This window comes from Coprobacter sp. (assembly GCF_982436375.1).
On the sequence record NZ_CEWDCG010000052.1, the window covers coordinates 1 to 16,083 of the forward strand.

General features: G+C 39.0%; 16 protein-coding genes and 2 tRNA genes. 6 read left to right on the top strand and 12 right to left on the bottom strand.

Annotated elements, in window-relative coordinates:
- Nucleotides 1-151: 151 nt before the first annotated feature.
- The 12 genes from aroB to prmC form a co-directional block, all read right to left on the bottom strand.
- Entirely contained in the window at nt 152-1,213 is a 1,062-nt protein-coding gene (gene aroB, locus AC1WHX_RS04715) for a 3-dehydroquinate synthase (protein WP_481228908.1), read from the bottom strand.
- Nucleotides 1,214-1,217: 4 nt separating this feature from the next.
- Nucleotides 1,218-1,949 carry an inorganic diphosphatase gene (locus tag AC1WHX_RS04720; RefSeq protein ID WP_302544665.1) on the bottom strand — a complete coding sequence of 244 codons (732 nt, stop codon included), beginning with the start codon at nt 1,947-1,949 and terminating at the stop codon, nt 1,218-1,220.
- Between the two features lie 184 nt (nt 1,950-2,133).
- Nucleotides 2,134-2,613 carry a DUF456 domain-containing protein gene (locus AC1WHX_RS04725; RefSeq protein ID WP_122304349.1) on the bottom strand — a complete coding sequence of 160 codons (480 nt, stop codon included), beginning with the start codon at nt 2,611-2,613 and terminating at the stop codon, nt 2,134-2,136.
- A gap of 177 nt (nt 2,614-2,790) precedes the next feature.
- Nucleotides 2,791-2,874, bottom strand: a tRNA-Leu gene (locus tag AC1WHX_RS04730).
- Between the two features lie 4 nt (nt 2,875-2,878).
- Nucleotides 2,879-2,954, bottom strand: a tRNA-Gly gene (locus tag AC1WHX_RS04735).
- Nucleotides 2,955-3,098: 144 nt separating this feature from the next.
- Complete coding sequence (locus AC1WHX_RS04740) at nt 3,099-3,590, bottom strand: Rieske (2Fe-2S) protein (protein WP_022603045.1); 492 nt, start codon at nt 3,588-3,590, stop codon at nt 3,099-3,101.
- An 89-nt stretch (nt 3,591-3,679) separates the two neighbouring features.
- Entirely contained in the window at nt 3,680-5,023 is a 1,344-nt protein-coding gene (argH, locus tag AC1WHX_RS04745) for an argininosuccinate lyase (RefSeq protein ID WP_481228910.1), read from the bottom strand.
- Nucleotides 5,024-5,034: 11 nt separating this feature from the next.
- Complete coding sequence (locus AC1WHX_RS04750) at nt 5,035-5,448, bottom strand: SRPBCC family protein (RefSeq protein WP_122304350.1); 414 nt, start codon at nt 5,446-5,448, stop codon at nt 5,035-5,037.
- A gap of 7 nt (nt 5,449-5,455) precedes the next feature.
- A complete protein-coding gene (gene pyrE, locus AC1WHX_RS04755) occupies nt 5,456-6,094 on the bottom strand; it encodes an orotate phosphoribosyltransferase (protein WP_009318064.1) in 639 nt (212 codons plus the stop codon).
- Nucleotides 6,095-6,192: 98 nt separating this feature from the next.
- Nucleotides 6,193-6,741 (bottom strand): ComF family protein, encoded by a 549-nt coding sequence (locus tag AC1WHX_RS04760; RefSeq protein ID WP_302544666.1) that lies wholly within the window; start codon nt 6,739-6,741, stop codon nt 6,193-6,195.
- A 149-nt stretch (nt 6,742-6,890) separates the two neighbouring features.
- Nucleotides 6,891-7,358 (bottom strand): regulatory protein RecX, encoded by a 468-nt coding sequence (locus AC1WHX_RS04765; RefSeq protein ID WP_302544667.1) that lies wholly within the window; start codon nt 7,356-7,358, stop codon nt 6,891-6,893.
- Nucleotides 7,359-7,456: 98 nt separating this feature from the next.
- Nucleotides 7,457-8,305, bottom strand: coding sequence for a peptide chain release factor N(5)-glutamine methyltransferase (gene prmC / locus AC1WHX_RS04770; RefSeq protein WP_302544668.1), 849 nt, complete (start codon nt 8,303-8,305; stop codon nt 7,457-7,459).
- A gap of 41 nt (nt 8,306-8,346) precedes the next feature.
- On the opposite strand from prmC, the gene ribD reads away from it, so the two are divergent.
- The 6 genes from ribD (at nt 8,347) to AC1WHX_RS04800 (ending at nt 16,020) form a co-directional block, all read left to right on the top strand.
- Nucleotides 8,347-9,396, top strand: coding sequence for a bifunctional diaminohydroxyphosphoribosylaminopyrimidine deaminase/5-amino-6-(5-phosphoribosylamino)uracil reductase RibD (gene ribD / locus AC1WHX_RS04775; protein ID WP_302544669.1), 1,050 nt, complete (start codon nt 8,347-8,349; stop codon nt 9,394-9,396).
- A 192-nt stretch (nt 9,397-9,588) separates the two neighbouring features.
- Entirely contained in the window at nt 9,589-11,205 is a 1,617-nt protein-coding gene (locus tag AC1WHX_RS04780) for a DUF6242 domain-containing protein (RefSeq protein ID WP_195595448.1), read from the top strand.
- Nucleotides 11,206-11,294: 89 nt separating this feature from the next.
- Nucleotides 11,295-11,966: a type IX secretion system protein PorG gene (gene porG / locus AC1WHX_RS04785; protein WP_302544671.1), complete on the top strand. Its 672-nt coding sequence runs from the start codon at nt 11,295-11,297 to the stop codon at nt 11,964-11,966.
- Between the two features lie 21 nt (nt 11,967-11,987).
- Nucleotides 11,988-12,725 (top strand): isoprenyl transferase, encoded by a 738-nt coding sequence (locus AC1WHX_RS04790; protein WP_302546880.1) that lies wholly within the window; start codon nt 11,988-11,990, stop codon nt 12,723-12,725.
- A gap of 83 nt (nt 12,726-12,808) precedes the next feature.
- On the top strand, nt 12,809-15,394 hold the full coding sequence (locus AC1WHX_RS04795) for a BamA/OMP85 family outer membrane protein (RefSeq protein ID WP_302544683.1): 2,586 nt from the start codon (nt 12,809-12,811) through the stop codon (nt 15,392-15,394).
- Between the two features lie 110 nt (nt 15,395-15,504).
- Complete coding sequence (locus AC1WHX_RS04800) at nt 15,505-16,020, top strand: OmpH/Skp family outer membrane protein (protein ID WP_009318055.1); 516 nt, start codon at nt 15,505-15,507, stop codon at nt 16,018-16,020.
- The last annotated feature ends 63 nt before the right edge of the window (nt 16,021-16,083 follow it).

The following is a 16,083-nucleotide window of genomic DNA, read 5'->3' on the forward strand; positions in this document are numbered from 1 at the left end:
GCGACCACACGCCCCCCAGACGTGTACTCTAACCGGACTGAGCTACGCCCCGATTAATTGTGAGGCAAAAGTAGTATATTTATTTTTACCAACAAAATTTTTCTATAAAATTTAGGGAAATACGGCTTATTCTGTGCGGAAAGCTATTTCTTTATAGATGAAAAAGATCTCGGTACAGATCAAAAGCGGTACATATTTCCTCTTTTGTTGCTGTTTGGTTAATTTCCACTATGCCGACATCTTTCAGCAATGTGAAATTGACACTATCCGATTCGTTTTTTTTGTCGTGGGTCATCTTTTCATATAAAGAGTCGTAATCTTCACATGTAATTGGAAATGCACCGTAATTATCAGCAATGAAAGTCGATAATTGACGAATACGCTCTACCGGAAATCCTAAATGCATGTGTGATAATAGCAGTTCGCAAATCAGTCCCCAAGCTACGGCATATCCGTGTTGTATCGGAGATTTGCGTTCGTGCGATAAACTTTCGAATGCATGCCCTATCGTATGACCGAGATTTAAAGATTTTCGGATATTCTTTTCAAAAGGATCAGCTTCCACTATGTGTTCTTTTACTTTTACCGATTCTTCCAGTAGTCTCAGCAATTTGTCTAAATCGAGATCGGAAAAATCTAATGTCAATAATTTGTTATATGTGTCGGGAGTGCTAATCAGTCCGTGTTTAAGCATTTCTGCATAGCCCGAAAGGAGATGTTCTCGGGATAATGTTTTAAAAAAAACAGTAGAAATCAATACCGATTCGGCCGGATTAAATACTCCGATTTCATTTTTTAGTCCGTTGAAGTTGATTCCGGTTTTCCCGCCTACAGCAGCATCTACCGCACCTAATAATGTTGTGGGAATATTGATATAACGAATACCTCGTTTGAATGTGGATGCTGCAAATCCTCCCAGATCAGTTACCATACCACCTCCCAGATTGATCATAAAAGAACGGCGGGTAGCATGTTTATCGCTTAAAATTTTCCATACGGAGGCTAAAGCCTCCAAGTTTTTATGCGTGTCGTCCGCTTCGATGATGATCTGTTCGGCGTTACTGCATAATTTACTGTTTTCAAGTAAAGGGGATGCAAATTTGAAAGTGTTCCGGTCTGTTAATACGAACAACTTATCATAGGAATAACGAGATAACATCTCATCGATACTTTCAGATATATTTTGCGTGAAAATAACGGGTTGTTTCGACATAGGTTTATTTTTTTAATGCAGTATATATTTCTTCGAACCGATCAGCTAAGGTCTGCATATCCGGAACAAGCATGTTTGCTCCGGCAGATAGAAGAACTTCGTCATCTAATGGACCGGTATTTACTCCGATCGTAAAGATTCCGGCGGCAACTCCGGCTTCTACACCTAATGGGGCGTTTTCGATGACGATTGCCTGATTGGGCTTTGCTTTGGCTTTTTGCAATCCTATTAAATATGGTTCGGGATGAGGTTTTCCATATTTGACGTCAAAAGCGGTTACCATTGTTTCCGGGGTAAAGATTCCGGGGTATTCGTGGTCTAATTTATCAAGAAGTGATGTTTGTCCTGATCCGGTTACCAAAACCGGAGTTAATCCGGCTGCTTTTATCTTTTTTAGAAATTCGGCCGCTCCCGGCATGGCTTCGGCTTTTGGTTGGCGGTTAAAACTTTCGGTTTTCTTTGCATAGATTTCGTGGATCTCTTTTTCGGTAGCCGGCCGGTTGAATGCTCGTTGGAATAGTAGGTTGATTGTCGAAGCACCGGTTCTACCTTCATATAAATAAAATTCACGGGGTGTAGAATCTATGCCTAAAGCCGAAATCGTTTCATACCACGCATTCGCGTGATTTTTCATCGAATCATACAAAACACCGTCCATATCGATAAGTACGGCTTTCAGATCGATTTTGTCATATCCATGCTTATCTAAAAAAGTCTGTATTTCCGGATTCGTCATCTTGTCTTTTTTTTAGTTTTGCAAAAATACAAAGTATTTGTTACTTATAGTTGCAAAATTTACTTTTGAATGAAAAACTTTATTTGAGTAGGGAAAATTTGAAGACATGAGTTACCGTAACTTGGAATATAGATTTTTAATGGCATAACTTCTTGAAGATATCGGTCGAATTGGTGTGATATTTTTAGGCATTAATAAGACTTGTTATGAATGTGTATGTAAAGTAAAGGCATACGATAAATTTTAATGCAGTCCCCAGTAAGAATCCGACTAAAGACCCCAACCCTGATTTTATAGCATGAGAAAGTTCTTTTTGCCCTAATAATTCGCCGATAACAGCCCCAAAGAAAGGACCGGCTATTATTCCCCAAGGTAAAAAGAAGAGCCCGACGATCGTTCCGATTAAGCAACCTCGGTTTCCCCATTTACTTCCACCGCTATATTTGCTGCCCAGCATCGGGATGAAATAATCTAAGATCAATGTGATGATGACGATAAGCAACCAAATCAGCAATTGTGTGCCGGAATATTGTACTTTGTCGGTGAAGTGTAAGAAAAGAATGCCTAAATAGGCAACCGGCGGTCCCGGGAGAACCGGAAGAAAACATCCGGCTATTCCTGTAATGAGGCAAATTATTCCTAAAATAATCAATACGATATCCATATTTTGTTTTTGATTTATAAGGTTGTAAATATATTCTTTTTTGTACAAAATAAGGGTGTTTTCGGTAAATAAAATTGAATATAAATAATAGGTGAAAGGTGTAAATATCGGTGTGTTTTTTATAGAGTATTGTAAAAAAAAACGAAAAGGCGACAAACTTTGATTTGTCGCCTTTCGTACCCGGAGCGGGACTTGAACCCGCACAGCTGCAATAGCCAAAGGATTTTAAGTCCTTCGTGTCTACCATTCCACCATCCGGGCGGCCTGGAGCGAAAAACGGGACTCGAACCCGCGACCCTAACCTTGGCAAGGTTATGCTCTACCAACTGAGCTATTTTCGCATTTGCGACTGCAAATATAGAATTGTTTTTTGTTTTTACAAAAGATTTATAGTCGAAAAGCAGGATAAACTTAAAAAAATATGATTTTATAAGTTTATAGAGATGTGATTTTATATTAATATTTAGCCTGTTAATGTTTGATTTTTAGTTTGTTATATAGTATAACCCGTTTGCTATGCCGACTTGATAACTTCGTAACATATATTTATGTTCTCGAGCTGTTCCGCTTAAAGGCGAACCTGTCCCTTCAAAAACATCGAATGTCGATTTGCATTGTGGGCAATAAGCGTGATATGTCTCTTCATCTATATCGATTCTGACAGAGGGGTCTCGTTCTACTGGACATGTCAGGTCGTATGCATATAATTGATTAGAATACCCGCAAACCAGTAATACTCCTCCATAGCCTGTTGCAGAAGATACATTATAAAACTCTTTGTTGGGAATTTTGTTAAGAATGAATTTCTGATAGTCGGGAAACGCATGTACACCGTATTGACTCCATAAAGCAGAGCTCCTGAACTCGATTCTTACAGTCGTTACCGGAATACGGTATTCATCATTTTTATCGCATCCGGAGAAAAGAATAATTAGAAATAGATATAATATGAATGGATATTTGAACATTGCAGGCATTTAATATATAAAACGCAGAGATATTCTTTTTTGGTATATCTCTGCGTGTGAAGAATTTATTTTTTTCTTTAAAAATCTTTGATCTTTTGTCAAGATTTCCCTAAAAGAGCAGCTTCAGCCGTTTCGATTTTATTAAAATCAAATCCGTCTATAACTTGCTGTTTTAGTAAGGATATGCGGTCGTTGCAGAGATTACCGATACTGCCTTCATGTGTATGTTGCACATGTTTGTCGGGTTCAAATGTTCCGGCTTCGATGCTCAATCCGACCTGTTTGTAAGCATCCCGGAACGGAACTCCTGAAAGGGTCAGACGATTGACTTCTTCGACACTGAATATCAATTTGTATTTATCATCGTCCAGAATATGGGTGTTTACGGTCATATGGCTCATCATTTCCGTTACCATGCGCAGGCACTCCTTTAATTCATCAAAGGCCGGTAAAAATACTTCTTTAATGATTTGCAGGTCTCTGAAATATCCTGATGGAAGATTGTTGGAGATTAATGTAATTTGATACGGCAGAGCTTGTATTTTATTACATTTGGCACGAGTCAATTCAAATACGTCCGGATTTTTCTTGTGTGGCATGATGCTTGATCCTGTAGTATATTCATCCGGAAGTTTGATGAATCCGAAATTTTGGGAGTTAAATAAACAGGCATCAAAGGCCAATTTAGATAATGTTGCAGCGATTGATCCCATTGCCGATGCAACGATCCGTTCGGTTTTTCCTCGTCCCATTTGAGCATATACAACGTTATAATCCATAGAATCAAACCCTAAAAGTCGGGTAGTCATTGTTCTATTCAAAGGGAATGATGAACCGTATCCGGCAGCAGATCCTAACGGGTTTCTGTTGCAGATGCGATAAGCCGCCTGCATAACAGTCAGGTCATCGACGAGACTTTCTGCATAGGCTCCGAACCAAAGTCCGAAAGAAGAAGGCATGGCGACTTGTAAATGCGTATATCCGGGCATTAGGATATTTTTATATGTATCGCTTTGTCGGATTAGTGCATTTATTAAGTTGTCGGAAAGCTCGACAAGAGTTTTTATCTCACTCCGAATAAATAGTTTTAGATCTACCAGCACTTGATCATTTCGAGAGCGCCCGCTGTGTATCTTCTTCCCTATGTCCCCTAATTTGCGGGTGAGCATCAGTTCTACTTGCGAATGAACATCTTCAATACCGTCTTCGATAATAAACTCGCCCTTTTCAGCTATGGTGTAGATGTTCCGAAGTTCTCCGGTCAGAATATCCAGCTCGTTTTTTGTCAATAATCCGATACTTTTGAGCATAGTAATGTGGGCAATAGAGCCCAATATGTCGTACGGGGCCAGATAGAGATCCATTTCTCTGTCTTTCCCTACTGTAAATCGGTCTATATCCGCATTTACCTGAACATTCTTTTCCCAGAGTTTCTGTGCCATGAAAAATTTTTTTATTCGTAAGTAATTGTCGTTAACATATCCGCCAGTTTTTCGATACCGTCTTGTAGCGGTTTCGAAACCATTCCTTTGATAAGCATATTCAGTTCAGCCCGGCATGTGATTTTGATTTTTGTCTCTTGATCGGTTACGGGTAATAATTGTATCCATAAAAAGAGTGGCACCGGAGATTTTTCCGTTTCAAACTTGATCGTTTTGTAAGGTTCTCGTTCGATAATTCTTAATCCGAGAGAGCCGACCGGATTTACCGAGAATGAACAACTGTCCGTGTCACAAGAGAAGTCCTGTATTTTATCAACAGGCAGGCGGTCTTTAATTTTCTCCAGATTTTTTAGATCGGATATCGTGTTAAAGATGATCTCTATATTTGCAGGAATAATTTTTATACTACTTTCGAATTGTGTCATTTGCCGTTTATTTATCTTGATTCCATTTAGCTGGGTCACGTCTCCATTCTTGTAAAGTAGCAAGATCTTCTTCTTCGATATATTTGGTTTCCAAAGCTACTTCCAATACTGCATCGTAATTGCTGAGAGTGGTCAGTTTTACATTTGCCGCTTTAAATCGTTCTTCTGCAATCGGGAAACGATAAGTGAAAATTGCAGCCATACCTATAACCTCGCAACCTGCATTACGTATGGCTTCTACAGCTTTGAGGCTGCTTCCTCCGGTAGAGATCAAATCTTCGATGACAACGACCCGTTGTCCCGGAATCAAATTTCCTTCGATCAGATTTTCAAGTCCGTGATCCTTGGGTGTAGAACGCACATATACATAGGGTAGTCCTAATTCGTCAGCAACCAAAGCTCCTTGAGCGATTGCCCCTGTCGCTACACCAGCAATTGCATCGACATTATCATATTTTTCCATGATCAGGCGGCATAATTCAAGTTTGATAAAAGACCGGAGTGCCGGATAAGATAAGGTTTTGCGATTATCCGTATAAATCGGTGATTTCCATCCGGAGGCCCATGTGAAAGAGTTGGATGGCTGGAGTTTTACTGCGCTGATTTTTAGTAATTTCTCAGCGACTAATCTCTCTAAACTTTTCATATTGGTTATTAGTTCTATGTTGTAACTCTTTTATTGTAAATGCAAAGGTACAAAAAACAGAACGAAAGAAAATTTTCTGCAATGATTTTTTCAGGGTCTTATTTGTTGTTTTGTTGAGTGATGGCTAAGGTTAAAAGAGAAATTTTACAATTTCCGGATTTCAATAATGCTTCAGCGCATGCCAATAGTGTAGCTCCGGTAGTTACGACATCGTCAACCAGTAGAATATGCTTGTCTTTTATTTCTGCCGTTTCTTGGATATAGAATGCCGAATGAGTGTTTAGCCAACGTTCATAGAGCGATTTATGGGTTTGGCTTTCGTTTTTTTTTCTTCGACATAATAAATGAGGGTATACCTCTTTCCCTGTAACATCGGCAATGCCTTTAGCGACCCATTCGCTTTGATTATATCCTCTGGCACGTTCTCTGCTGCGGTGTAACGGAACGGGAGCGATAATGTCTATATCTTGAAGCTTCCCTTCTTTAAGCAGTTCCGAGGCGAAAAGTCTCCCCAGATATTTCCCGCAACGTTTTTCTCCTTTATATTTTATGTTATGTATTAGTCGTCTGTAGTCTCCGTGTTGGGTAAAATAGAAGAATGCGTATGCATCCTGTATGTCGATTTTCCCTCTGAACAATTGTTCCATTGGATGGGATTCTTTTTTGTGAAAATCGGTTCGGGGTATATTGTGAATGCAATGAAGACATAGAAATTCTTCGTGAGTTAGCAGCATTCTTCCACATACCCGACAGGTGCGAGGATAAAATAGATCTATTATATTCCCAATCTGTTTTTTCATAGTTTCATGGATTGGATGGCGGATTGTATGATATCCGGTTCGAATCCTCTGGATGCGGCAAATCGGAATAGTTTTGCGTGCAGGTCGTATTTATCGGCCGCTTTTGTGTTTTTTTGTTTGTTTTCCAGAATCTGCAAGAGAGTATCCCGATATTGCTCTTCATTTATGTTATAAAGAGCTTCATCGATTAATGTTTCCGGAATTTTTTTTAGACGTAAAGCGTATGCGATTTTAGTTCTTCCCCATTTGTTGAATCTGAATTTATCATTTGTGAATCCTTTTGCATAACGGGCTTCATCGATAAAGCGCTGCTTTATCAGATATTCTATGATTTTAGAGGCTTCGGAGTCTTCAATTCCCCATTTTTTTAGTTTTTCGGATATATCGTAACAGCATTGTTCTCCTGAAGAACAATATGCTGCAGCCTTGTGCAGAGCTTCTTGAGGTGATAAAGACTTAGGCATAGCGTATATAATGAAAGTTATTCGTTTTTTTGAGCTATTCTGTTTTATAAAAAAGAGAAAAAGATTCCGGAAAGAAAACAGGTCTTGTCATATCGGGGTTATCCGTTATTCTTTGCAGAGATAAATCTGTCTTTTCCCGAAATGTCTTTATATATGTGAACATCCGTGTAACCGTATGCTTCTATCATTTTCTGTGTCTCTTTCCCGAATAAAGCATTGATTTCGAAATAAAGTCTCTTACCGGGTTTGAGGATGCTTTTTCCTGCTTCTGCTATTTTTCGGTAAAAAAGTAATGGATCGGAATCTTCTACAAATAAGGCGAGGTGCGGTTCATAATCCAAAACATTTCTATCCATTTTTTTCTTCTCTCTTTCGCAGATGTACGGGGGATTACTTACGATCAGATCATATTGCCGGGAGATTTCCGAGGTGTTAAGATTTAAAATGTCTTTTTGTAAAAAAAATGCTTCAATACTGTTTTGCCGGGCATTCTGAGTTGCTATGTTCAGTGCTTCGACAGAAATATCCCAGCCTTCTACTCGGGATTCAGGTAAAAATTTAGCCAGAACTAATGCTATGCATCCGCTTCCTGTACCGATGTCGAGGATGTTTCCTTTCAGCTTTTCATTTTCTTTTAAGATAAGTTCGACCAATTCTTCCGTTTCAGGGCGAGGAATCAGCACTCCGGGAGTCACATTGATATTTATTCCGTAAAATTTTGTATGTCCGAGAATATATTGGATCGGTTCATTTCGTTTCAATCGTTGTAAGATAGTTTCGATCTCCTGGTGCTTACTTGTCGATAAAATGCTACTTTTGTGCAAAAGTATATCTGTAAGAGAATATTGGCATACTTCTTCGAGAATGATGCGGGTCAATGCCTTGATTTCTCCGGCAGGATATATGTCCTGTAAAGAACTTTGAATACGTCGAATACTTTGTTCCATATGGAGTTGCTGCTTTGTGTACAAAGATAAGAAAAAATAGTATGAAACATTCGCATGAGGATCATTGCCGCTATATGCACCGTTGTTTACAATTGGCGGCATTAGGTCATGGTCACGTATCACCTAACCCTATGGTCGGGGCTGTAGTCGTGCATAAAGGGAAGATTATCGGAGAAGGGTATCATCGCAGGTGCGGAGAAGCACATGCCGAAGTCAATGCCATTCGTTCGGTCAAAAATGAAGAGTTGCTTAGAGAATCTACAATCTATGTTTCGCTCGAACCTTGTTCTCATTATGGGAAAACACCCCCGTGCTGCAAGCTGATTATCGAAAAGCAAATACCTCGGGTCGTCATGGCCTGTTTCGATCCTTTTCCTGAAGTTTCCGGGCGAGGAGTCCGGATGCTGCGTGAGGCGGGAGTCGAGGTAATTACGGGGGTACTGGAAGAGGAGGCTATCCGTTTGAATAGCCATTTTATGACAGTTCAAAAATTTCATCGTCCGTATATCCTTTTAAAGTGGGCGCAGAGTTCCGATGGATTTATCGACCGGATACGATCTTGTAGTGAGTCGCCCGTTTTATTCTCCAATGCTGTCACTTTAACATCTGTGCATCGGTTAAGAGCTGAATATGATGCAATTTTGGTCGGGACGCGTACGGCATTATATGATGATCCTTCTTTAACGGTACGTTATTGGAGCGGTAAGAATCCGTTACGTTTGGTTATAGACCGGAGGTTAGAGCTTCCTGAAAATTTAAGATTGTTTTCTGATGGAAATCCGACATTAGTCATTACGGAAAAAATACATGAACCGAGCGGTAATATCGAGTATCTGACAGTCGATTTTACAAAGCCGATAATTCCGACACTGTTGCAGGAACTATTTCGTCGGAAAATAAGCAGCTTGCTTGTAGAAGGAGGTGCGGTTCTGTTACAAAGTTTTATCGATTCGGATTGTTGGGATGAGATCCGGATAGAAGAGACTCCGTTTGAATTGAAAAACGGAGTCTGTGCACCGGTCGTAACTCGTGTTCCCGATCGATTTTTTTATTCCGGAGGACATTTGATTTCAAAAATACATCGTCGATAGAAATGTCGGATAAATAGAGTTATTTGGCATGTATATCGAAAAACAGGATAGTTTTTCATCGGTTTTATTAATTTTGAAACTTGGCAAAATTAGAAATGTTTTTGCAACTATAATTTATGGTAATTTATAGATTGCTATTTTGTTGAAAAAAATCGTGGTTTACTATAAATTGTTATAATTATATGCAATACTGTGGCTAAAGCGAAAAATGTTTCTAATTTTGCAGCTTTAATAGCTATTAATGTAAAATATTTCAGCATGAAAGTGTCTAAAATACTTTTTTCTCTTTTATCCGTATTTTTTATATTGTTTATTAGTTGCAATGATGCGGAAGATGAAGATGTGCCGTTGTATTCCTCTTATTCGAACACTATGGTAAAATCTTTTTATCTGTCCGATGATACGACTTCTATTGTCGATAATTTATCTAAGCGCTTTTTTACGATCGATCTTGTATCCGGAAATATTTACAATGCAGATTCTTTACCTTACGGGACGGATATTTCCCATTTGGTCGCAAATATGGAATTTTCATCTCCTTCAAAAGTTGAAATATATATAAAAGGTAAAGATGATTCGGGAAATGACAAGACTACGACGATTAACTATTTAGAATCGCCTTCCGATTCTATCGATTTCTCAGGAGGAAGAGGTTCGGTGACCATGACCGTTGTTGCAGCGGACGGGACGACTCAGCGGGATTATGTGATCGATGTGCGGGTACATCAGGTAAAAGCCGACTCTTTAATTTGGGAGAATTTGTCGGGTAGCGGGCTGCCTGCATCGGATGCTGTTGCTCAGAAAACCTTGATGAAAGACGGAAGTGTTTATTGTTTTACTGAAAATGAGCCGGGAGAATATTCTTTGTTTAAAACGGCTACTCCGGGACAAGGAAACTGGCAAAAAGGTACGATTTCAGGAATATCCGATTTAGATATAAATTCTATTATCGTTTCACCCGAAGGCTTTTTTGCATTGGTCGGAACATCGGACTCAAAGACATTAGTCTCTTCTTCTGATGGTGTTAGTTGGAGTCCAGTAGCAGGTTCTTCTGCATTTTACAGTTTGATAGGAATGTACGAGAGTACCTTATTGGGAATAGTTAAAGACGGAAGCGCATATAAGTATGCTTCTTATCCTCAACAAGGTGAATTGACTGCTGTTCCGGCAGACTTTCCGGTTTCTGGTTTTAGCAATACGGTCTCTTATAAAAGTGATTGGGGAACGTCCCAGATCGTTTTTGTCGGCGGGCGATTAAGTGACGGGCATTCTTTTTCCAATTCGGTATGGGGATTTGACGGAGAAAATTGGGTTTCGTTGAATAATGTAAACGGAGGGGCTGGTGGAGCTCCGATCACGCCGAGAGAAGGAGCTATGTTTTTTACATATTATACATATAAATATCATTCGTCTCTTGACTATTATACAGAATTATTGACATACTTTATTATAGGAGGATCGGACGGAACAAAGGTGTTGAATGATATTTATACTACGACAGATTTGGGAGGTTTTTGGACGAAAGCAGAAGACGGATCTTCCTTGTCTTTACCGAAAGATATTAAAGGCAGAGCCTTTGCATCGGCTGTCGTGTGTGAAGAAAGTCTTGATATCCGATCATCTCAAATGTCTTGGAATCTTTTGGAGAGTCCTGTTATTCCTACAGGTATGCGGCGATATACAAAAGCTTTGACGACCGAGCCTGTGCCTTTTATATATATGTTTGGTGGAGTGGATGAAAACGGAGATTTGTATGATGAGGTGTGGCGGGGAGTAATCACACGGCTTACTTTTGAGCCTATACCTTAAATAAATAAAGGTGAAAAATGAATTCTTGAAATAATTTTAATCAAATTGTAGCGTTTTTATTATTAGGTTGCATTTTTAAATGACATCACATGAAGAAGCTCTTTTTGATTATCATTATATCGATAGCTTCTATATCGGTAGTCCGAAGTCAGGATTTTAAGTATGAGATCGGTGCGGGCGCAGGTATAGGGTTTTATATGGGGGATATTAATCCTTCAAAAATATTTCGAAAGCCGGGAGCGGTTTTCGGAGCGGTATTTCGAAGAAACCTGAATTATCGCTGGGCTATAAAATGTGATTTGGCAACGTCTGGTATCAAAGGTGATACAAGAGGAATGTCCAATGTTTTTCCCGGAGGAGCTGATTATATATTTAAGCGACAATTAATCGATATGGGAGCTCAGGCGGAATTTAACTTTTTCCATTATGGATGGGGGTATTCTTATTTAGGAACGAAGCGATTTTCCCCGTATTTGTTAGCCGGGGTTGGAATTACGGCAGTTCCTAAGAAAGGTGACGGATATTTTAGTTTGAATATCCCTATCGGGGTAGGACTGAAGTATAAATTAGCTGAGCGATGGAATATCGGTTTTGAGTTTTCTATGAGGAAATCTTTAGGGGATAAGCTTGACGGAAAAGTGTTGGACGATCCTTATAAAATTCAAAGTTCCGCGTTTAAGAATACCGATTGGTATTCTTTTACATGGTTTACAATAACTTATGATTTCGGACGTAAAAAGACTATTTGCAATAACTTATAATAAAAATAATGAGATCGACTTATGTCGTATTTAGAGAAAATAGATAAAACACGTTTGCCTCAACATATTGCTATCATAATGGATGGTAATGGCCGTTGGGCGAAAGAGCGGAATATGGAACGTACTTACGGTCATAAATATGGTGTAGATGCCGTGCGTACCGTTACAGAAGCTGCTGTTGAAATAGGTGTCAAGTATCTTACATTATATACTTTTTCAACGGAAAACTGGTCACGTCCGGATGAGGAAATAACGGCTTTAATGGCTCTTATGGTAATGGCCATTGAGAGAGAAACTCCGGATTTGATGAAGAATAACGTTCGTTTGAATGCTATCGGGGATTTGTCGCGTATGCCGGATGAAGTTAAAGCGCGATTAGATAAATGCATAGCGCAAACCTCTGTTAATACCGGACTTACATTGATATTGGCATTAAGTTATTCTTCCCGGTGGGAAATTACTGATGCGACCAAACGTATTGCTGCAGATGTTATTTCGGGGCAGCTTGCAATAAATGATATTGATGAATCTTTGATCAGTTCTCGTTTGACGACTGCTGCTTTTCCTGATCCGGATTTATTGATTCGTACCGGAGGTGAATTGCGGATCAGTAATTTTTTAATGTGGCAGCTTTCTTATGCCGAACTTTATTTTACTGAAGAATATTGGCCTGATTTCGGTAAAGAGAGCCTGTATAAAGCTATCTGCGATTATCAGTCGCGCGAACGACGGTTCGGAAAAATAAGTGAACAGCTATGAGAACGATATTAGAAATTTTACAACGCAATATGCTTAAATACCCATTATTACTACTCGTATTCCTTTTATTTGCAACCGGATCTATGTTTGCACAGGATGGGGCGACAGTCAAAAACGATACGATTTATAATCCCGAAGTTTTATATTCGGCGACTCCTAAAAAATATGAAATTGCAGGAATATCGGTTTCCGGAGTAAAGAATAATTATGAAGATTATGTTTTGATCGGTTTCTCTGGATTGTCGGTAGGGGAAACGATCGAAATACCCGGAGATGCTATTACGACTGCCGTAAAACGTTTTTGGAGGCAAGGGCTGTTTTCTGATGTCGCTATTTCTGTAACTAAGATATATGGTTCTCAGGTATGGTTGAATATCGATTTGAAACAACGTCCCCGTATTTCTCAAATCAATTATAATGGAATAAAAAAATCGGAGCGGGAAGATTTGGAGTTGAAGCTTGGTTTAGTAAAAGGTAACCAAATCACGCCAAACATAGTAGACCGGGCTAAAATGTTGATAAAAAAGCATTTTGAAGAAAAAGGTTTTAAAAATGCAGAGGTACAGATTTTGCAAAAAGATGACCTTTCTCATGAAAATCAAGTTATCGTCGATATCAATATTGATAAAAAAGAAAAGGTTAAGGTTCATAAAATATATATAGACGGAAATACTGTCCTTTCAGATAATAAGTTACAACGTGTAATGAAGAAAACCAATGAGAAAGGGAAATTGCTTAATCTGTTCCGTACCAAGAAATTTGTAAAAGAGAAATTTGCAGAAGACCTGAATTTGATTATTGATAAATATAATGAATTGGGGTATAGAGATGCTGTTATCGTAAGTGATAGTGTTGCCCCTTATAATGATAAGACTGTAGATGTATTCATTAAGGTAGATGAAGGTCGAAAATATTATTTGAGGGATATCCGTTGGGTGGGAAATACCCTTTATCCATCTGAATATCTGAGTGCGTTGCTTCGGATGAAACCGGGAGATGTATATAATCAAAAGCTCTTGAGGCAACGGACTATGGAAGATGAAGATGCGGTTGCCAATCTGTATATGAATAACGGTTATCTTTTCTTCCAACTCGATCCTATCGAAGTAAACGTCGAAAATGATTCTATAGACTTGGAATTGCGTATGTACGAAGGACAACAGGCTCGTATCAACAAAATCATCATTCAAGGTAATGACCGGTTGTATGAGCATGTCGTTCGTCGGGAATTGCGAACTAAGCCAGGTGAACTTTTCAATAAATCCGATTTAATGCGTTCTGCCCGTGAAATTGCCCAGATGGGACATTTCGATCCGGAAACAATGGATATTCGTCCTGAACCTGATCCTGAGAACGGAACTGTAGATTTGGTGTATGCTTTGCAGTCGAAAGCTAATGACCAGATCGAGTTTTCTGCAGGTTGGGGACAGACCGGTATAATCGGAAAACTAAGTTTGAAGTTTACGAATTTCTCTGTAAAGAACTTCTTGAATCCTAAATCTTATAAAGGAATTATTCCTCAAGGAGAAGGCCAGACTTTAACAATCAGTGCTCAGACTAATGCCCGTTATTATCAATCTTACAGTTTGTCATTTATGGATCCTTGGTTTGGTGGAAAGCGGCCTAACTCATTCAGTTTTTCGGTTTATTATAGCCGTCAAACTGATATAAGTACCAGTTATTGGAATAATAACTATATCGATCCGTATGGTTATGGGTATAACGGCTATTATGGTTATAATGATTATTACGGCAATAATTATGACTACAGTTATGCACTCGATCCCAGTAAATCTTTACAGATGTTCGGTATTGCCGTAGGGTTCGGGAAACGATTGAATTGGCCGGATGACTATTTTACGCTTTCTGCAGAATTGGGGTATCAGTTGTATAAACTGAAAGATTGGGAATATCTTTATTTTATGCAGAACGGTACGTCCCACAGTATTACCTTGAATTTGACATTGGCTCGAAATTCTATCGATAATCCGATATATACTCGTCGGGGATCTCAATTCTCACTGTCATTGCAGCTTACACCTCCGTATTCCCTTTTTAATAACGTCGATTATAGTAAACTCGATCCTTCCAATAATAAAAAAGATCGGGAAACGATGTATAAGTGGATCGAATATCATAAATGGAAATTTAAAGCAAAAACATTTACTCCGCTTACTTCGGCGGAGAGTCAGCATACTCTTGTATTGATGACTCGTGCCGAAGTGGGAATCTTAGGCTCTTATAATAGACATAAGCGTTCGCCGTTCGAGACTTTTTATGTGGGAGGAGACGGAATGTCGGGATATAGCTATAATTATGCGACCGAGACTATTGCGCTTCGCGGATATGAAAACGGATCATTGACTCCCTATGGATATGAGGGGTATGCATATACACGTTTGGGAGTGGAACTTCATTTCCCGGTTATATTGCAACCTTCGTCTACTATTTATGCTTTGGCATTTGCCGAAGCCGGGAATGCTTGGACTGAAGTGAGGGATTTCAATCCATTTAAATTGAAACGTTCTGCAGGAGTGGGAGTTCGTATATTTTTACCGATGATCGGAATGATGGGGCTCGATTGGGCATACGGATTCGATAAACCTTTTACCGGAGTACAAAAAGTCGGAGGCAGTCAATTACACTTTATCCTCGGGCAAGAATTCTAAGGAATGTTATTTGCTGTGGGTAGAGCGGAACAAAGAGAATGAAAGAAATGTTTTTAGGAGAAGGAGGCTCTTTCTGCCGATTCTGTTTTTAACCTTTAAAATAATTGAGTATGAAACGGATTATTTTTATTTTAGCATTAGTTGCCGCTTTTGCATTCGAGAGCAAGGCTCAGAAGTTTGCATTGATAGATATGGAATATATCTTGAAGAATATACCTTCGTATGAAATGGCGAACGAACAACTGAAACAAGTTTCTCAACGGTGGGAAAAAGAAATAACGACTCAGGCACAAAAAGTAGAGAGTATGTATAAAGAGTATCAATCTAACTCCGTCTTTTTGTCAGATGATCAAAAGAAAAAGAAAGAAGAAGAAATTGTTGCTGAAGACAAAAAAACTCAAGATCTTCGTCGCAAATATTTCGGGCCGGAAGGGGAGTTGTTTAAGAAGAGAGAAAGTCTTATGAGGCCGATACAGGATGATATCTATAATGCCGTAAAGCAAATTTCGGAGACAAAAGGATATCAGATGGTAATGGATCGAGCATCTTCTGCAAATATTATATTTGCCTCTCCTCGCATCGATATAAGCAATGAAGTTCTTGCGAAATTAGGATATTCAAAATAAATATGTATTTTTGTGTCCTGTTAATGGTTCTCGATTATTAAAAATAAAAAATTGAATTATATG

Coding starts and splice junctions, on each gene's coding strand:
- aroB (WP_481228908.1), bottom strand. CDS start 1,213: ATGTCGAAACAACCCGTTATTTTCACGCAAAATATATCTGAAAGTATC.
- AC1WHX_RS04720 (WP_302544665.1), bottom strand. CDS start 1,949: ATGACGAATCCGGAAATACAGACTTTTTTAGATAAGCATGGATATGAC.
- AC1WHX_RS04725 (WP_122304349.1), bottom strand. CDS start 2,613: ATGGATATCGTATTGATTATTTTAGGAATAATTTGCCTCATTACAGGA.
- AC1WHX_RS04740 (WP_022603045.1), bottom strand. CDS start 3,590: ATGCCTGCAATGTTCAAATATCCATTCATATTATATCTATTTCTAATT.
- argH (WP_481228910.1), bottom strand. CDS start 5,023: ATGGCACAGAAACTCTGGGAAAAGAATGTTCAGGTAAATGCGGATATA.
- AC1WHX_RS04750 (WP_122304350.1), bottom strand. CDS start 5,448: ATGACACAATTCGAAAGTAGTATAAAAATTATTCCTGCAAATATAGAG.
- pyrE (WP_009318064.1), bottom strand. CDS start 6,094: ATGAAAAGTTTAGAGAGATTAGTCGCTGAGAAATTACTAAAAATCAGC.
- AC1WHX_RS04760 (WP_302544666.1), bottom strand. CDS start 6,741: ATGGAACAATTGTTCAGAGGGAAAATCGACATACAGGATGCATACGCA.
- AC1WHX_RS04765 (WP_302544667.1), bottom strand. CDS start 7,358: ATGCCTAAGTCTTTATCACCTCAAGAAGCTCTGCACAAGGCTGCAGCA.
- prmC (WP_302544668.1), bottom strand. CDS start 8,305: ATGGAACAAAGTATTCGACGTATTCAAAGTTCTTTACAGGACATATAT.
- ribD (WP_302544669.1), top strand. CDS start 8,347: ATGAAACATTCGCATGAGGATCATTGCCGCTATATGCACCGTTGTTTA.
- porG (WP_302544671.1), top strand. CDS start 11,295: ATGAAGAAGCTCTTTTTGATTATCATTATATCGATAGCTTCTATATCG.
- AC1WHX_RS04790 (WP_302546880.1), top strand. CDS start 11,988: ATGTCGTATTTAGAGAAAATAGATAAAACACGTTTGCCTCAACATATT.
- AC1WHX_RS04795 (WP_302544683.1), top strand. CDS start 12,809: ATGTTTGCACAGGATGGGGCGACAGTCAAAAACGATACGATTTATAAT.
- AC1WHX_RS04800 (WP_009318055.1), top strand. CDS start 15,505: ATGAAACGGATTATTTTTATTTTAGCATTAGTTGCCGCTTTTGCATTC.